General features: G+C 71.0%; 18 protein-coding genes. 4 read left to right on the forward strand and 14 right to left on the reverse strand.

The features are described from left to right. Positions 1 to 4: 4 nt before the first annotated feature. On the reverse strand, positions 5 to 382 hold the full coding sequence (locus ACFWE1_RS08625) for a hypothetical protein (protein WP_376933029.1): 378 nt from the start codon (positions 380 to 382) through the stop codon (positions 5 to 7). 190 nt (positions 383 to 572) lie between these two features. Here ACFWE1_RS08625 and ACFWE1_RS08630 point away from each other — a divergent pair, with 190 nt between their 5' ends. After that, positions 573 to 1,115: a hypothetical protein gene (locus ACFWE1_RS08630; RefSeq protein ID WP_376933030.1), complete on the forward strand. Its 543-nt coding sequence runs from the start codon at positions 573 to 575 to the stop codon at positions 1,113 to 1,115. A gap of 141 nt (positions 1,116 to 1,256) precedes the next feature. On the opposite strand, the gene ACFWE1_RS08635 is transcribed toward ACFWE1_RS08630, so the two are convergent. The 5 genes from ACFWE1_RS08635 to ACFWE1_RS08655 form a co-directional block, all read right to left on the reverse strand. Then, positions 1,257 to 1,739, reverse strand: a complete 483-nt coding sequence (locus ACFWE1_RS08635) for a ferritin-like domain-containing protein (protein ID WP_376933031.1) — start codon at positions 1,737 to 1,739, stop codon at positions 1,257 to 1,259. Between the two features lie 108 nt (positions 1,740 to 1,847). Next, positions 1,848 to 2,048, reverse strand: a complete 201-nt coding sequence (locus ACFWE1_RS08640) for a CsbD family protein (RefSeq protein WP_243570024.1) — start codon at positions 2,046 to 2,048, stop codon at positions 1,848 to 1,850. Between the two features lie 144 nt (positions 2,049 to 2,192). Continuing rightward, on the reverse strand, positions 2,193 to 3,671 hold the full coding sequence (locus tag ACFWE1_RS08645; RefSeq protein ID WP_376933032.1) for an FAD-dependent oxidoreductase: 1,479 nt from the start codon (positions 3,669 to 3,671) through the stop codon (positions 2,193 to 2,195). A gap of 58 nt (positions 3,672 to 3,729) precedes the next feature. Then, entirely contained in the window at positions 3,730 to 4,725 is a 996-nt protein-coding gene (locus ACFWE1_RS08650) for a DNA topoisomerase IB (RefSeq protein ID WP_376933033.1), read from the reverse strand. A 12-nt stretch (positions 4,726 to 4,737) separates the two neighbouring features. After that, positions 4,738 to 5,625, reverse strand: a complete 888-nt coding sequence (locus ACFWE1_RS08655) for an SDR family oxidoreductase (protein ID WP_376933034.1) — start codon at positions 5,623 to 5,625, stop codon at positions 4,738 to 4,740. 256 nt (positions 5,626 to 5,881) lie between these two features. Between ACFWE1_RS08655 and ACFWE1_RS08660 the strand changes: the two genes are divergently transcribed. Together ACFWE1_RS08660 and ACFWE1_RS08665 are read left to right on the forward strand one after the other, a co-directional pair. Next, entirely contained in the window at positions 5,882 to 6,046 is a 165-nt protein-coding gene (locus ACFWE1_RS08660; RefSeq protein ID WP_243570000.1) for a hypothetical protein, read from the forward strand. Positions 6,047 to 6,262: 216 nt separating this feature from the next. Continuing rightward, entirely contained in the window at positions 6,263 to 6,787 is a 525-nt protein-coding gene (locus ACFWE1_RS08665) for an SRPBCC family protein (RefSeq protein ID WP_376933035.1), read from the forward strand. 87 nt (positions 6,788 to 6,874) lie between these two features. On the opposite strand, the gene ACFWE1_RS08670 is transcribed toward ACFWE1_RS08665, so the two are convergent. From ACFWE1_RS08670 to ACFWE1_RS08680, 3 genes are all read right to left on the reverse strand, one after another. Then, entirely contained in the window at positions 6,875 to 7,717 is an 843-nt protein-coding gene (locus ACFWE1_RS08670; protein ID WP_376933036.1) for a class II glutamine amidotransferase, read from the reverse strand. A 42-nt stretch (positions 7,718 to 7,759) separates the two neighbouring features. Continuing rightward, positions 7,760 to 9,010: a serine hydrolase domain-containing protein gene (locus tag ACFWE1_RS08675; protein ID WP_376933037.1), complete on the reverse strand. Its 1,251-nt coding sequence runs from the start codon at positions 9,008 to 9,010 to the stop codon at positions 7,760 to 7,762. 183 nt (positions 9,011 to 9,193) lie between these two features. Continuing rightward, on the reverse strand, positions 9,194 to 10,510 hold the full coding sequence (locus ACFWE1_RS08680) for an ATP-dependent RecD-like DNA helicase (RefSeq protein ID WP_376933038.1): 1,317 nt from the start codon (positions 10,508 to 10,510) through the stop codon (positions 9,194 to 9,196). 156 nt (positions 10,511 to 10,666) lie between these two features. Here ACFWE1_RS08680 and ACFWE1_RS08685 point away from each other — a divergent pair, with 156 nt between their 5' ends. After that, positions 10,667 to 11,713, forward strand: a complete 1,047-nt coding sequence (locus ACFWE1_RS08685; protein WP_376933039.1) for a hypothetical protein — start codon at positions 10,667 to 10,669, stop codon at positions 11,711 to 11,713. A 24-nt stretch (positions 11,714 to 11,737) separates the two neighbouring features. Here ACFWE1_RS08685 and ACFWE1_RS08690 read toward each other — a convergent pair whose 3' ends face one another. The 5 genes from ACFWE1_RS08690 to rpmB form a co-directional block, all read right to left on the reverse strand. Continuing rightward, positions 11,738 to 13,765: a cytochrome c oxidase assembly protein gene (locus ACFWE1_RS08690; RefSeq protein WP_376933040.1), complete on the reverse strand. Its 2,028-nt coding sequence runs from the start codon at positions 13,763 to 13,765 to the stop codon at positions 11,738 to 11,740. A 125-nt stretch (positions 13,766 to 13,890) separates the two neighbouring features. Beyond that, positions 13,891 to 14,178: an HU family DNA-binding protein gene (locus ACFWE1_RS08695; RefSeq protein ID WP_251204586.1), complete on the reverse strand. Its 288-nt coding sequence runs from the start codon at positions 14,176 to 14,178 to the stop codon at positions 13,891 to 13,893. Positions 14,179 to 14,448: 270 nt separating this feature from the next. Further along, positions 14,449 to 14,754, reverse strand: coding sequence for a 30S ribosomal protein S14 (gene rpsN / locus ACFWE1_RS08700; RefSeq protein ID WP_243569993.1), 306 nt, complete (start codon positions 14,752 to 14,754; stop codon positions 14,449 to 14,451). A 3-nt stretch (positions 14,755 to 14,757) separates the two neighbouring features. After that, on the reverse strand, positions 14,758 to 14,925 hold the full coding sequence (gene rpmG, locus ACFWE1_RS08705) for a 50S ribosomal protein L33 (protein WP_021760158.1): 168 nt from the start codon (positions 14,923 to 14,925) through the stop codon (positions 14,758 to 14,760). Continuing rightward, positions 14,925 to 15,161: a 50S ribosomal protein L28 gene (gene rpmB / locus ACFWE1_RS08710; RefSeq protein WP_251204587.1), complete on the reverse strand. Its 237-nt coding sequence runs from the start codon at positions 15,159 to 15,161 to the stop codon at positions 14,925 to 14,927. The genes rpmG and rpmB overlap by 1 nt, the downstream gene beginning before the upstream one ends. Between the last annotated feature and the right edge of the window lie 283 nt (positions 15,162 to 15,444).

The following is a 15,444-nucleotide window of genomic DNA, read 5'->3' on the forward strand; positions in this document are numbered from 1 at the left end:
GGAATCAGAACGCGAGAATGGTGCCGCAGACGAGGTAGTTCACCAGCATCAACAGCACCCCCACGCCTGGACACGACCAGGCGCGCCGGCCCGCGGCGAGCCGCAGCAGCCCGAGCAGGAACATGCCGACGGCGATCACGGCCGGCGCCGCAACCGCATGCGCCGCGACGGTGTCGACCGTCTCCGCGGAGAGGCTCGTCGCCAGCACCGAGGCCCGCAGATGATCGCCTTCCGCGCACATGAGCGCCGAGATGAGCGCGAGCGCGACGCTCGACACGAGGAACGCGAAGAGGTCGGCGCGACGAGCGAACGGGCGCATCGGCCCCGCCGTCTCGATGTCGAGCGGACGAGTCCACGGGGAGCGCATGCTGCTGCCGGCCATGGCCCCCTCCACCGATCACCCGCGACGCCCGAGCAGATCGCGCGGTCGTCGTCCGAGGTCCATTCTTGAGCATGAATCTGGAATCCCGAAATCCCGCACCACTTCCCGAATCGACCACACAGTCGCGTATTCAGGGCAAAGCTGGCATCCTCACTGCTGCCCACCTTGCATCCCCCGCTACCGTTGACTCGTGACCGTCTTCGACGCCCGATCCCATGTCTTCATCGACGAGTCGAAGGCGCGTGGCTACTACATCGCTGCGGCCGCAGTCACCGAGCACGACGTCATCGCGACAGAGAAGGAACTCCGGCAGCTCGTGCGTCGCGGCCAGCGGCGGATCCACTTCGTCCGCGAAAGCGATTCATCCCGGAGATCGCTTCTCTCGAGGATGCAGTCGCTCGGCGTCAGCGTCCAGCTCTACACCGCGACGGGTCTGACGGACCGAGCTGCACGGAAGCTCTGCCTCGACGCCCTGGTCGATGACCTCGCCTCGTCCGGCGCAACACGCCTGTGCATGGAGCGAGACGACTCCGTCGCAGACGCAGACCGACGAATCGTTCGCAATGCTCTGGTCCGGAACAACTACCTCGACGGACTCCGCTATGAACACGCGGCGCCGCAGGAGCGCCCATTGCTGTGGGTGAGCGACGCTGTCGCCTGGTGCTACCAGAGCGGCGGGGACTGGCTGAAACGCGCAGCACCGCTGGTCCGGGGCACGCGACGGCTGACTTAACTGCGCGGGCCTGGCTCGTCATACCGTCCGGAAGACTGCCAGGCCAACTTCTCGGGGCTAGTGCCCTTCGCAAGCACCATTCTACGACACGACGTGCCCGACTTCCATGGAAGTCGGGCACGTCGGTGGTGGGTCGGCGGCTCAGCCGACGAGCGTCTGCAGGGTCTTTCGCAGCTCCTCGCTGGTGTGCTGCTCCTGCTCCAGGTTCGCCCGGAGGAGCTGCTCGACCTCGGTCGCACCCATGGCGGCGACCGGGATGATCAGGCCCTCATAGGCCGAGATCTCGTAGTGCTCGTTGCCCAGCGCGCTCGCGAGCGCCACCTGGTCTCGGAGCTTGGGTGCGCTGCGCTCGAGCAGCGACGCGGCCTGCTTGCTGATGCCCTTCGTGCTCGGCGACGGTGCCGTGGACTCCTTGAACTCGAGCAGGCGGAACGCCTGCTGCAGATTGGCGATCTGCTCCTTCGTCTCGTCCTGGTGGTGCTTGAAGAGCTTGCGGATCTCCGCACTCTTCACCGCCCCCGCGAGCTCCTGGAGCGCCGCGAGCGAGTCGTTCTCCATCGTCATCGCCGTGCGGAGCTGGAAGTGCAGGAGGTCCTGCGGGCTTTCGAGTGTCTGCTTGGGCATGTCGTCTCCTCCCCTGGGTACATGCTCATCGTGCGTGCGTCCTGGTCGGCCCGGCCGACGGCAGAGGCCCGGGCGACCTGCGGTCGTCCCGGGCCTCGTACGTTGCCGTCAGTCCCGACCCGTGAAGGCGTCCTTCACGTCATTGCCGGCATCCTTGGCCTTGTCTCCGGCCTGCTTGAGATCGGCCTTCGCCTCGTCCGCGCGGCCCTCGGCCTCGAGCTCCTCGTTGCCGGTCGCCTTGCCGATGCCCTGCTTCGCCTTGCCGGCGAGCTCCTCAGCGGCGTGCTTGGCCTTGTCTCCGAGTCCCATGGTCGGTCTCCCCTCGATGTCGGTTCGCCCTTCGGCGCCCGTTCGGCGCCGACCACTCCACGGTCGCATCCCCCCGCGCGAACGCCCAAGGGATTGACAGCTCCTGGACGATATGGAAGGCGCGCGCGGGATGCCGCACGACCGTCACCCGCGCGGTTCGAGATCGCGCTCGGCCGGCCCCTCGAGGCGACGACCGTCGGCGGTGAAGCGCGACCCGTGCAGCGGGCAGTCCCAGCTGCACTCCGCGTCGTTCCACGCGAGCACCCCGCCGAGGTGGGTGCAGATCGCCGAGACCTTCCGCACCGTGCCGTCGACCCGGCTCACCGCGACCGGGTGCACGCCGTCCACCTCGACCCGGCCCTCCCCCTCCGCCGGAGGTCGATCGCCGATCACGGCGCTCGCCGCGAGACCGCCCACGAGGCGCCCGGCGACCTGCGCGTTCCAGCTGATCGCGGTGGCGGCGCCGCCGAGCGTCGGACGGCGGTCGAAGAGCCGGTCCGCCCAGTCCGGACGGTGGTCCAGGATGCCGTCGGCGACGGCGAGCGCTGCGGCGGCGCCGACCGTGAGCCCCCACTTGCCGAAGCCCGTCGCGACGTGGATGCGGCCGGAGCCGCCGACCGGGCCCGCGTACGGCGCGCCGTCGAGCGACTCGTAGTCCTGCGCCGCCCACTCCGCCACCGGCTCCGCGTCGGGGAAACGCTCGATCACGGCGGCCCGCAGCTCCTCGGCGAGCGCGGCGGTCGAGTGCGCGCGGCCGACGACCGAGGCCGATCCGGCCGCGAGCAGATAGTCCACCCCGTCGCGGGTGACGGGGCGCAGCGAGCGGGGTTCGGCGTCAACGGTCAGGTGCATGCCCCGCAGCACGGCGCCGGGCGCCCGGAACACGGCGACCCGGGAGCGCGAGGCCTTGAGGCGTGCGAAGTCGCCGCCGCGGTCGACGATGGGGCTGCCGGTCGCGACGATCGCGTGGCCGGCCCGCACCGCCCCGCGCTCGGTGGTGAGGTGGACGTGATCGCCGTCGACCTCCACCCGGGTCACTCGGCACCTCGTGACGAAGACCGCCCCGGCGGCCGTCGCCTCCTGGACGAGCCGTGCGACGAGCACCATCGGGTCGGCCATGACCTGCCCGTCGAGCCGCACGACCAGCTCGGCCGGGAAGGGCGACTCCAAGGCATCCGCCCGCTGCACCGGGAGTCCGAGCGCGCTCGCGGTCTCGAACTCCGCCTGCACCTTCGCCGCCCCCTCCTCGGTGGTCGCGGCCGTGTACGCCGGCGCGGTGCGCCAGGCGTCGCCCTGCGGCAGCCCGAGCGCCGCCAGCCAGTCGAGACCGACCCGCCCGGCCTCGAGGTAGGCGGCGGCCACCGCCTCGGACGCTCCGTGACGCACCTGGCTGAGCCGGGTGCCCTGCAGCAGGGTCAGCTTGCCGGTCGAGCGCCCGGTGGTGCCGCCGCCCGGCTCTCCGTCGGCGATGACCGCGACCCGCCGGCCCGCGCGGGCGAGCCGCACCGCCGCGCTCACGCCGACGACGCCGGCACCGATCACGACGACGTCGCACTCCTCGGGCGGCGGTCCCTGCCCGGTGTCCGACTGCGGCACGGCCGAGGCATCCCAGATCGAGGTCATGGGCCCCATGCTCGGCGAGCCGCCGCGGTTCCGCACGGGGTTGACAGGGTTTCCCGCCTCACCCCGCCTCGTCGACGCGCTCCTCCTCGAGGAGGGCGACGAGCGCCGCCTCGGGGCGTCGGCTCGTCTCGAGCACGAAGCCGGACTCGTAGGCGCGCACGACGCGCGGATCGACGTAGCTCGACTTCGCGATCGTGGGCGTGTTGTGCAGCACCTCGGATGCCGCGACGTACGCGCCCCGGATCGCCGCGCTCCGCGCCCGCTTCGTGCCGAGCGGTCCCTCGGCGGCCAGGTGCTCGGCGGCGGCGAGCGTGCCGCGCAGGGTGCGGAAGTCCTTGGCCGTGAAGTCGCCGCCCGTGCGCTCCCGGATGTCGTCGTTCACCTCGCTCGCGGTGATGGCCCGCAGCGCGGAGCGGGCCGCCGCCTCCGCCCGCCAGCTGAAGAGCCGCGAACTCGGCCGCGCATCCGCCCCGGATTCGACGAAGCCGACGAGACCCGCGTCGGCGAGCTCGATCCGGTGCAGCGCTCCGCCCTTCGCCCGGAACCGCAGCCGAACGAGCTCCCCGTCGACACTCGCGTTCCGCATGAGCAGCGTCGTCAGGCCGCGCGTGCGGGCGGCGAGCAGGTATTCCTCGCCGCCGACGCGGAGCGCCCCGAGGTCGAGCGTGCGGAAGGCCGCGGCGAGCGCACGCTCCCGCCCGCGCCCCTCGGCCGCGAGCTGCCGCCGCACCGAGCGGCGGGCATCGGGCAGCACGCGGGCGAGCTCCGTCATCCGCTCGAACTTCTCGGCGTCCTGCCGCTCCCGCCAGGCCGGGTGGTAGCGGTACTGTCGGCGCCCAGCCGCGTCGACCCCGACCGCGAGGATGTGCGCGTTCGGGGCCTCCGCGATCCAGACGTCGGTCCAGGCCGGCGGGATCGCGAGCTCCTCGATGCGCCGCCGCTCGGCGCGCCCGGCGAGCCCGCCGTCGGCGTGCCGGTACTCGAAGCCGGAGCCGCGCCGCCGCCGCTGGTAGCCGGGTGAGGTGTACGGCTGGACCCGGCGCAGCCGCGGCATCGCCGTCCCCCGTCAGAGGCCGCGCCCGCCGGTGACCGGCAGGACCGCGCCCGAGACGTAGGAGGCGTCCTCCGACGCCAGGTAGACGTACGCGCCGGCGAGCTCGGCGGGCTGCCCGGCGCGGCCCAACGGCGTGTTCTTGCCGAACTGCGGCAGCTTGTCGGGCCATCCGGTCGCGGGGATCAGCGGCGTCCAGATCGGGCCCGGCGCCACGGCGTTGACGCGGATGCCCCGCGGCCCGAGCTCCTCGGCGAGCGCCTTCGTGAACGCGACGAGCGCCGCCTTCGTCATGGCGTAGTCGACGAGCCGGGAGGAGGGGTCGAATCCCTGGATCGACGCGGTGGTGATGATGCTCGATCCCGGGCGCAGCTTCGGCACGGCGGCCCGCGCGAGGAAGACCGGGGCGAACAGGTTCACCCGCATGACGGTCTCGAAGTCGTCGGTCGGGATCTCGTCGATGCCGCCGCGGTCGCGCTGGTGCGCCGCGTTCAGCACGAGCAGGTCGATGCCCCCGAAGGTCGAGCTCACCCGCTCGATCATCTGCTCGCAGTGCGCTTCCGAGCGCAGGTCCCCCGGCAGCAGCAGCGCCTGGCTGCCGGCGTCCTCGATCCAGCGGGCGGTCTCTTCGGCGTCGGCGTGCTCGGACTCCAGGTAGCCGATCGCGACGTCGGCGCCCTCCCGGGCGAACGCGATCGCGGTCGCTCGGCCGATGCCCGAGTCGCCTCCGGTGATGAGCGCGCGGCGCCCCTGCAGGCGCCCCGAGCCGCGGTAACTCTCCTCGCCGTGGTCCGGCTTCGGGGTCATGTCGGCCGTCACCCCGGGCGCGGATTGCTCCTGCCTCGGAAATGGACCCCGTGGGTGCTTCGTGGTGGGGTCGATGAGGGTCGTGGTGCGTGCCATGGTCTCCTCCTCGGCGATCTTCGTCGTCGTTGCTCGATGTACGCACCAACGGTAGGCAGCGCGGGGGACGCCGCTGCAGGGGGTTGACACTCGGCGGCAGCCGCGACAAACGGGCCGCCTCCCCCGGATTCCCGCGCATTTGCACGTCTGAAGCGTCCGCGTCAACCCCCAGAGGGCCTCGTCGGAACTCCCCTAGCTTGGACTCGTTGCCATCGGGCATTCACGTCGGATGCGCCGTCCCGAGGAAGGGGTTCCAATGAACATCCTGCTGATCATCATCGTCATCATCGCCATCATCCTGGCGATCACCGGCGGACTCGTGCAGTCGCTGAACTTCCTGCTGTGGGTGGGACTCGTGCTGCTGGCGATCGCCGTGATCAGCTGGCTGATCCGAGCGATCGCGGGTCGCCGCGGCGTCTGAGCCGCCGACCCGGTCCAGCAGACATCAGAACCCCGAGTTGCCCGACTTCCATGAAAGTCGGGCAACTCGGGGTTTCGGTGTTTCAGGGGAGTGGAACAAGGGAACGGATGCCTCGCGCGCTACCCGCTCGCCCCGGCATCCGCAAGCCCCTCGGCTTCCTCAGCCGGCGTCCGTACCGTCGCTGACGAACCGAACACCGACGAGAGGAGTGCCGAGATGAGCACCACGATCACCGCCGACATCGACGTGGACGTGCCGGTCCGCACCGCCTACGACCAGTGGACGCAGTTCGAGTCGTTCCCCGAGTTCCTGAGCGGCGTCGACTCGATCACCCAGATCGACGACGCGCTGACGCACTGGGTGGTGAGCTTCGGCGGCGTGCGCCGCGAGTTCGACGCCGAGATCTCCGACCAGGTGCCCGACGAGCACGTCGCCTGGCGCAGCGTGAGCGAGGTCGCGCATCGCGGCCGGGTCGCCTTCCGCCCCGAGGCCGACGGGCGCACCCGCGTCGAGCTGACCATGGAGTGGGAGCCCGAGGGCTTCGTCGAGAAGGCCGGCGCGGCGCTGCAGCTCGACGACGTGATGGTGAAGCGAGACCTGCAGAACTTCAAGGAGTTCATCGAGCGCCGCGAGACGCCGACCGGCGCCTGGCGCGGCGAGGTGCACGACGCCGCACCCGGCGCCGCCCCGCAGTTCGGCCGCGACGGTACCCTGGGCGACGACCCCGACCTCCGGCTCTGACCCGCGGCATCCCGCCGCCCCCGCACCCTGAACCACCGAGTTGCCCGACTTTCATGAAAGTCGGGCAACTCGGTGGTTTGGGGGCGGTCAGACGGGGGCGAGGAACGGCTGGTGCTCGTAGGCGCCGTCCGGGGTCACCACGACCGCAGTCGACTCGGGCACCTCGATGAACGCGCCCGGCAGGTCGTTGAGCGGCTCGCTCACGATCAGCCGCGCGCGGGTGCCGAAGACGCGCAAGCGCTCGAAATCGGGGTACATGGCGCGCAGCACATCGATGTCCTCCGAGTGGAACAGCGTGCGGCTGCGGTGCTCGCTCGAGTAGCGGAACGCCCAGACCGTCGCCCCGTCGGTCACCGCGAAGGTGCCCTGCACCGCGGCGGCGACGCCGTACCCGCGACCCGCCTCCTCGATGCGCCGCAGCGTGCGGGCCATGGCCTCGACCGGGTCGTCCATGAGCCCGTACGTGAGCGCGAGATGGAACACGAGCTCCGAGTCGGTGGTGCCGCGGATGCCGAGGAAGAACTCCGGCGCGACCTCGAGCAGGAGCTCCCGCTTCATCGCGGAGAAGCCCGCGATGGCCCCGTTGTGCATGAAGAGCCACCGGCCGTACCGGAAGGGGTGGCAGTTCGTCTGCTGGATGGGCGGCCCGGCCGCCGCCCGCACATGGGCGAAGAACAGCTGGCTCTCGACGGCCTGCGCGAGCTCGCGCAGGTTCTCGTCGTGCCAGGCCGGCTCGATGCTGTGGAACACCGCCGGGGCGTCGCCCGGGTCGCGGGACGGCCCGTACCAGCCGAGCCCGAAGCCGTCGCCGTTCACCGTCTCGGCGCCGAGCGGCGAGTTCAGCGACTGGGCCACGAGCGAGTGCTTCGTATCGAGCACCACCCGTGAGATCTGCAGGGGGTCACCGGAGTACGCGAGCCATCGGCACATCGGTCTCATCTCCTCTTCGAGCGAGCGACGGATGGCCCGCCCTCACTCCGCCGCCGCGACCTCCTCGGCCGGGCAGACCGCGAGCTCCGCCATCTTGGTCTCCGCCTGGTCGAGCGACCAGGGCAGCTCGACCATCGGGCGTTCGTGATCGGGCGCCGCCTCCGCCTTCGAGGCGATCGAGGCGAGCGCGAACGCCACCTCGCGGACGAAGTCGGCGCCCGAGGTCGAGTCGTTCAGCGCGACGACCACGGTGAGCCCGGACTTCGGGTCGGTGAACGCGGCGGTGAGCGCGCCGGGGCCCTCACCGGCGATGCCGCGCATGGGGCCGTACTGCGCGCCGCCGAGGCCGTAGCCCTGCCAGGCGGGCGCGTCGCCGCTCATCGGGACGAGGGTCCACTGCTCCCGCGCGAAGCGCTCGTCGAGCAGCGCGCCGGTGGCGAAGGCCTCGCTGAGCGCCTGCGCGTCGGCCAGCGTGGTGACGGCGCCGGCCGCGGCGCCGCCCATCGAGCTCGACTGCTTCGAGTCGTCGTACTTCGCGGTGCAGTCGGTGGCGCCGTCGGGGCCGGGCTTCGCGAGGTAGCCGCCGAGCATGCCGTGGTGGTCGACGTCGTCGGGCGCGGGGAGGGTCGTGTCGTCCATCCCGAGCGGGCCGAAGACGTAGTCCTCGGCGAGCGAGTTCCAGTCCCGCCCCGTCGCGTTGCGCAGGGCGAGCGAGAGCAGCATGACGCCGGCCTGCGACGGCGACCAGCTCTCGCCCGGCTCGGCGGCGCGGCCGGCGGCGAGGCCGCCCGAGATGAGCTCGGTCTCGCTCCAGATGCGCTGCGGGTTGGCCGCGAAGTGCCCCTTGAGGGACGGGTAGAAGTCGCCCAGGCCGGAGGTCTGCTGGCAGAGCTGCCGCAGCGTGATGCCCTCGATGCCGGGCGTCGAGTCGACGTACGTGCTGACGTGGTCGTCGAGCTCCACGACGCCGGCGTCGGCGAGCCGCAGCAGCACGGTGCAGGTGATCTCGGTGGTGCCCGTCGTCAGGCGGAACTTCGTCTGCGGCGTGACCTTCGGCGCATGATCCTCGAAACCGGTCGTGCCGGTTACGCCCTGCCAGGTGCCGGACCACGGCGCCCAGACGCCGGCGATCCCGCCGCTCGATCCGCTCTGGCGCACCGCCTCCTCGAGCACGCCCTGCAGCTGCTCGACGGTGGAGTCCGGCAGGGTGCGGTCGAGTTCGTCGAAGCTGCGGGCCGGATCGGGACCACCCCCGGTGCAGGCGGTGAGCACGAGGGCGGCTGCGGCGATCATCGCGGCGAGCCCGGCGAGGCGTCCGCGACGCCGTGAACGCCGCGCGCGCGAAGAAAGCCGTTGCTCAGCCACCAGCCCCCCTAGCTTGTGTCCGCTGCGATTCTACCCCGGCGGCGCGCCGCTGCCCGTCAGGGGATCCCCCGAGGCATCCCTGATTCCAAGCAGGGTAACCACCCTGGCCGGTTACTTCGCGGACGGCTGCTCGCCGAGCTGCGGCCGCATCGCCCCCGACATGAAGCGCTCCACGTCGCGGTCGACGATGATGTCGCTCGGCCGCAACGGGCGCGCCAGGTAGAGCCCCTCGAGCGACGTCAGCCGGCTGAGCGCCACGTACGTCTGGCCGGGGCTGAACACCCGTGATCCCAGGTCGACGATGGCCGTGTCGTAGCTCGCCCCCTGCGACTTGTGGATGGTGACCGCCCACGCCAGCCGCAGCGGGAACTGCGTGAACTCCGCCACGATCTCGCGCTCGAGCTTCTTCGCCGCCGGATCCCAGCGGTACCGGTACTTCTCCCAGGTGACCGGCTCGACCTCGTGCTCCTCGCCGTCGATGTCGACGATCACCTCGCCGTCGAGCGAGACGACCGTGCCGATCGTGCCGTTCACCCAGCGCTGCCCGTCGGGCCCGACCGCGGTGTCGTTGCGGAGGAACATCACCTGCGCGCCGACCTTCAGCTCGAGCCGCTCATCGGCGGGGAAGGTCCGCCCGCCGAAGTCGCCGTTGACCTCGGCCGGGTTCGCAAGCGCCTCGCCGGGCAGCCGCTTCAGCTGGGCGCGGTTGATGCGGTTCACGGTGTCGTTCGTCGTCGCGAGGGTGATCGCGCCCTGCTCGGGCAGCGGCCGCCGGGCGCCGATCTCGTTCAGCACCCCGGCGATCTCCGCCGTGACCATGCCGTGCCGCACGGCGTTCAGCATGTACTTGAAACGGTCGTCGCTCTGCCGGTGCACCTCGCCGAGCTCGAAGATGCGCAGCGCGGTCTCACCCCACACCTTCGCGTCGAAGAACCACATCGAGCGGTAGGTGTCGGCGAAATAGCGCCGCTCCTCGAGATCGCCCGGCACCGGCGCGAGCTGGTACGGGTCGCCGAACAGCACCACCTGCACGCCGCCGAACGGCTCGGCCTGCCGCTGCCGCGCCTGCCGCAGCGCCCGGTCCATGGCGTCCATGAGGTCGGCGTTCACCATCGACACCTCGTCGATGACGAGCGTGTCCATGGCGTTCAGGATCTTGCGCACCTGGTCGTTCTGGTCGATCGCGTGATCGGCGATCACTCCGATCGGCAGGCGGAACAGCGAGTGGATGGTCTGGCCGCCCACGTTCAGCGCGGCCACGCCGGTCGGCGCGCAGATGACGATCTGCTTCGTGGTGTGCCAGTTGAGATGGCTGAGCAGCGTGGACTTGCCCGTGCCGGCGCGACCGGTGACGAAGACGTGCTCGCGGGTGTGCTCGATCGCCTCGAACACCGCGGCCTGCTCGCGGGTGAGGGTGACTGACTGCACGGGAGTCTCGGCTCGCTGATCTCTGCTCGGATGCGGATGCCGCGGCGTCGAACCGCGGCGGGGCGCCCGCCGGGCGCGCTCCCACCCTAACGCCGGGCGGGCTCCGGCTCGGGACATCCTCAGTCTGCGCCGGAGGGCCGCCCATAGACTGGCCGGGTGGGGAAGCGGGACGCAGCACGCGGGCGCATCTCGCCGCTCGCCGTCATCGGCTGGGTCGGCGCGGGTGCGCTGCTCGGGGGCGCCTTCCTCGCGGCGCTCGGCGGGCTGAACCAGACCGTGTACGGCGCCTCGAACTTCGTCGAGCGCTACCTCTCGGCCATCGCCGACGACGATCTCGCGACCGCGGCCACGACCCCGGGCGTCGCCCTCGACGCGAAGGCCCTCGAGGCGCTCGGCCTGCCGACCGACGTCTCCACCGCCATGCTCCGCTCCGGCATCGTCGACGCAGGGCCGGCCGACGTGCGCATCGTCGACGACGTCGCCCACGACGACGGCACGCATTCGGTCACGGTCAGCTACCGCATCGACACCGCCATCGCCGAGACCACCTTCGAGGTGAAGCCGATCGAGCCACTCTACGGGGTGCTGAACCGCTGGGCCTTCGCTGAGAGCCCGCTCGCGATCATCGACGTCACCGCGGCGCACTCGCCGCAGTTCACGGTCGGCGACCTCACCCTCGACACCCGGGCGACGAAGCCCGAGGACGAGCTGACGAACTTCACGCAGACGACGCCGTACCTCGCGATCGCCCCCGCCGCCTACGAGTTCGAGTACGACTCGCAGCTGCTGCAGGCGCCGCACGTCATCGCCGTCGCCGAACCGGGCGTGCGCGGCGCCGTCACCGTCGACGCGCAGCCGACGCAGGCGTTCGTCGACCGCGTGCAGGCGCAGCTCGACCTCTACCTCGCGGGCTGCACCGAGCAGCAGGTGCTGAACCCGACGGACTGCCCCTTCGGCATCGACATCGACGACCGCATCCTGAGCGATCCCGTCTGGTCGATCGTCGCGAGCCCGACCGTCACGCTCACCGCGGGAGAGGCGGCCTTCGAGATGCCGCCCACGGCCGGCACCGCGCACATCTCGGTCGAGGTGCAGTCGCTGTTCGACGGCGAGATCTCCACCCTCGAGGAGGACCGCGGCTTCACGGTCGCCCTCGACGCGCGCATCAAGCCCGACGGCTCGATCGCGGTGCAGCTGAAGTAGCGCGAGCGGGGCCGCGAACGCGGCTCAGTCGCGCGGGGCCCGGTCGTGCTCCGCGATCGCGGCGAGCTGGGCGTTGTACGCCTCGAGCTCGGCGTCCCCGGTGCGATCCGCGTGCCGGTCGCGGCGGCGGGACTCCTTCTCGTCGCTGCGCGCCCACTGGATGGCGACGGTCACGGCGAGCGCCAACGTCGGGATCTCGCCGATCGACCAGGCGATGCCGCCGCCCAGCTGCTGATCGGCGAGCGCGTCGGTGCCCCAGCCCATCGCGCCGTACCAGTCGGCGAGCATGAGCCCCGTCGACATCATGATGGCGAGGCCGAAGAACGCGTGGAACGCCATCGTCCCGAGCAGCAGCAGCAGGCGGAACGCGTACGGCAGCCGGTAGGGCACCGGGTCGATGCCCACGAGCGACTGCACGAACAGGTACCCCGTGATGAGGAAGTGCGTGATCATCCACTCGTGCCCGATGTGGTCGACCATCGACCAGCGGAACAGCGGCGAGTAGTAGAACACCCAGAGCGAGCCGACGAAGAGGGCGGCCGCCACGAAGGGGTTCGCGATGATGCCGGCGAACTTCGAGTGCACGGCGAGCAGCACCCACTCGCGGCCGCCGCGGGAGCCGTCCTTGCGCGCCTGCACGGCGCGCGCGATGAGCGTCACCGGGGCGCCGGGCACGAGCAGCACCGGCACGGCCATCGTGAGGCCCATGTGGCCGAGCATGTGCGCCGAGAAGAGGTACTCCTGGTAGGCGTTCACCCCGCCGCTCGTGAGGTACGCGAGCAGCAGCAGGCCGGAGACCCAGAGCACGGCGCGGTAGATCGGCCATGTGTCGCCGCGACGGCGCAGCCGGCGCACCCCGGCGAGGTAGAAGAAGATGCCGAAGCCGCAGGCGAGCAGCCAGATGAGGTCGGGCTTCCATTCGGTGACGAAGCGGTACCAGTCGGGCCACGGCGGCAGCAGCTCGCCCGTGAGGATCTCGGCGGGCGTGCGGGCGAGGTCGCCGGCGACGTCCTCCGAGACCGGCGTCGCGGTGCGGGCGAGCGCCGACGCCACGCCCGAGGCGATGCCCATGAAGGCGAGCTCGGCGACCACGAACCACCAGAACTCCGCGAAGGGCTTGCGCGCCGAGGCATCCGTCTTCGGACCGCCAGCGGATGCCTCGGCCGCGAGCTGCTTGCGCTGCATCCGCCCGATCAGCCAGGTGCGCTGCAGCGCGCCGAAGCAGCCGAGCGCGATGAGCGCGCCGACCTTCGCGACGACGAGGATGCCGTAGGGCGTGCCGAGCGCGTCCCAGCTGCCGATGCGCAGCGCCGCACTGGCGTAGCCCGAGATCGCCACGACGATGAAGCAGATGAGCGCGACCGTGGAGTAGCGAGCGAGCACCACGACGAGCCGTTCCCCGGCGAGGCGGCGCTGCAGCAGCACGATCGTGAGCAGCCCGCCCAGCCAGACCGCCGCGAACACGAGGTGCAGGCCGAGGGCGGTGATCGCCTGGTTGTGCCCGGCGGCGCCCGCCGCGTGGCCCTGCTGGGCGAGCGGCACGAGCGAGAAGACCGCGAGCACGGCGACGAAGACGAGGGCGGTGTGGTTGCGCACCGCGAAGCACAGCACCGTCACCGCGGCGGCGACGAGCGTGGTCATGAGCCAGGCCTGGCCGAGCCCGATGCTCGTCACGAACTGGCCGAGCTGCATGCCGAAGCGCTCGCCGAGATCGAAGGGCACGCCCGTCACGTCGAGGAAGGTGATGAGGCCGGCCGCGGCGCTCGCGACGGTCATCACCGCGGCGGAGGCGGCCGCGACGTCGAGGGCCGCGTTGAACTCCTCGCGCTCGGGGCTGAGCGCCCAGAGGGCCAGCACGAGCGAGCCGATCATGCCCGCCGCGCCGAGGTTCACGAGGAGCTTCGCGATCGGCAGGCTCCAGCGCACGAAGGGACCGGGGTCCTGGATCAGGACCGGGTCGGCACCGCCGCCGAACGAGAGGCCCACGAGGACCGCGATGAGCGCAGCGGCGACGAGCACGGCGGGGCCGAGCACACGAACGGAACGGGGCACCGCACCAGCCTAGGCGCTGCACCTGAGGGGCTCCTCCGCCACCCGGGTTCCTCCGTCAGGGAGGGGAGCGGGGACGACGAAGGGCGACCGGCCGGAGCCGATCGCCCTTCGAGCGTCGCGACGTCTTACTTGGCGGCAGCCTTGAGCTTCGAGCCCGCGGTGACCTTGACCGAGTAGCCGGCCGGGATCTCGATGGTGGCGCCGGTCTGCGGGTTGCGGCCGGTGCGAGCGGCGCGGTGCGAGCGCTCGACGGCGAGCCAACCCGGGATGGAGACCTTGGTGCCCGAGCCGACCGACTCGGCGAGGGCGTCGAAGAGACCGCCGAGCACGGCGTCGACGGTGGCCTGGCTCTGACCGGTCGAGGCAGCGATCTTCGCGACGAGCTCGGTCTTGTTCAGCGACTTGTCAGCCATTGAGTGTCCTCCTCGGACGTTCGCTGTGGGAACAGCACTTGTTGAAGAACTCGGGAACGATCGTTCAACCACCCCCGGGGCCGTTCAGGCCGCCTCGAATGTAACAGAAATCCCCGGAATCACGCGGATTTCCGGGTCATTCGAGCATTCTCGCACCGGCGTGTCGTGCGCCGAGGGCGAACGCCGCCGCCCCGCGGACGGAGTCAGGACGCGAGCAGGGGCGCCCCGGAAACCGGGACGCCCCTGCTCGTGAAGCGGGTGCGGGCTGGCTTACCAGCTCGACTTGGTGATGCCGGGCAGCTCGCCCTTGTGCGCCATGTCGCGGAAGCGGACACGCGAGATGCCGAACTTCGAGAGCACACCGCGGGGGCGGCCGTCGATGGCGTCACGCGAGCGCAGGCGAACCGGCGAGGCGTTGCGGGGGAGCTTCTGCAGGCCGATGCGGGCGGCCTCGCGCGACTCGTCGGTGCCGTTCGGGTCGACGAGCGCCTTCTTCAGCTCGGCGCGCTTGGCGGCGTAGCGGTCCACGACCTCCTGGCGCTGCTTGTTGCGCGCGATCTTGCTCTTCTTCGCCATGTCTTAGCGCTCCTCTCGGAAGTCGACGTGCTTGCGCACCACGGGGTCGTACTTCTTGAGCACGAGACGGTCGGGGTTGTTGCGACGGTTCTTGCGGGTCACGTAGGTGTACCCGGTGCCGGCCGTCGAACGGAGCTTGATGATGGGACGGATGTCCTGCTGCTTCGCCATTAGAGCTTCACCCCACGAGCCTGGATGTCACGGACGACGGCGTCGATGCCACGGGCGTCGATCACCTTGATGCCCTTGGCGGACACGTTGAGCGTCACGTTGCGACGAAGCGACGGCACGTAGTACGTCTTCTTCTGCACGTTCGGGTCGAAGCGGCGCTTCGTCCGGCGGTGCGAGTGCGAGATGTTGTGACCGAAGCCGGGAACGGCGCCGGTCACCTGGCACACTGCTGCCATTGGTTTCCTCCAATACCGAGGGGCGGATCGCCCCTCCCAAGGTCTCTTGTCTGCAGGCGACGCCCACCGCTTTCGCGGAAGATACGAGGGATTCGCCTACGAACTGGGCAGTGGATGTACCCAGCCAACGAGCCAGCCTAGCAGATCCCCCGATCCGGGCCGAATCGGGGGATCCGCATCGCGGCTCAGCCGTCCTCCTCGTGGGTGCCGTGCTTCTGCTTGTCGGCCTCGCTGCGGCGGTCCCAGCTGGGCCGTCTGACGGCGTAGAAGATGAGCGGCGGCA

Origin of the sequence: Agromyces sp. NPDC060279 (assembly GCF_042726785.1) — a bacterium.
Classification (GTDB): domain Bacteria; phylum Actinomycetota; class Actinomycetes; order Actinomycetales; family Microbacteriaceae; genus Agromyces.

Bases quoted from the DNA above. Each gene is read 5' to 3' on its own strand.
- rpmG (WP_021760158.1), bottom strand. From the start codon at position 14,925: ATGGCGAAGCAGCAGGACATCCGTCCCATCATCAAGCTCCGTTCGACG.
- ACFWE1_RS08625 (WP_376933029.1), bottom strand. From the start codon at position 382: ATGGCCGGCAGCAGCATGCGCTCCCCGTGGACTCGTCCGCTCGACATC.
- ACFWE1_RS08655 (WP_376933034.1), bottom strand. From the start codon at position 5,625: ATGGCACGCACCACGACCCTCATCGACCCCACCACGAAGCACCCACGG.
- ACFWE1_RS08665 (WP_376933035.1), top strand. From the start codon at position 6,263: ATGAGCACCACGATCACCGCCGACATCGACGTGGACGTGCCGGTCCGC.
- ACFWE1_RS08675 (WP_376933037.1), bottom strand. From the start codon at position 9,010: ATGATCGCCGCAGCCGCCCTCGTGCTCACCGCCTGCACCGGGGGTGGT.
- ACFWE1_RS08695 (WP_251204586.1), bottom strand. From the start codon at position 14,178: ATGGCTGACAAGTCGCTGAACAAGACCGAGCTCGTCGCGAAGATCGCT.
- ACFWE1_RS08650 (WP_376933033.1), bottom strand. From the start codon at position 4,725: ATGCCGCGGCTGCGCCGGGTCCAGCCGTACACCTCACCCGGCTACCAG.
- rpmB (WP_251204587.1), bottom strand. From the start codon at position 15,161: ATGGCAGCAGTGTGCCAGGTGACCGGCGCCGTTCCCGGCTTCGGTCAC.
- ACFWE1_RS08645 (WP_376933032.1), bottom strand. From the start codon at position 3,671: ATGACCTCGATCTGGGATGCCTCGGCCGTGCCGCAGTCGGACACCGGG.
- ACFWE1_RS08635 (WP_376933031.1), bottom strand. From the start codon at position 1,739: ATGCCCAAGCAGACACTCGAAAGCCCGCAGGACCTCCTGCACTTCCAG.
- ACFWE1_RS08660 (WP_243570000.1), top strand. From the start codon at position 5,882: ATGAACATCCTGCTGATCATCATCGTCATCATCGCCATCATCCTGGCG.
- ACFWE1_RS08640 (WP_243570024.1), bottom strand. From the start codon at position 2,048: ATGGGACTCGGAGACAAGGCCAAGCACGCCGCTGAGGAGCTCGCCGGC.
- rpsN (WP_243569993.1), bottom strand. From the start codon at position 14,754: ATGGCGAAGAAGAGCAAGATCGCGCGCAACAAGCAGCGCCAGGAGGTC.
- ACFWE1_RS08670 (WP_376933036.1), bottom strand. From the start codon at position 7,717: ATGTGCCGATGGCTCGCGTACTCCGGTGACCCCCTGCAGATCTCACGG.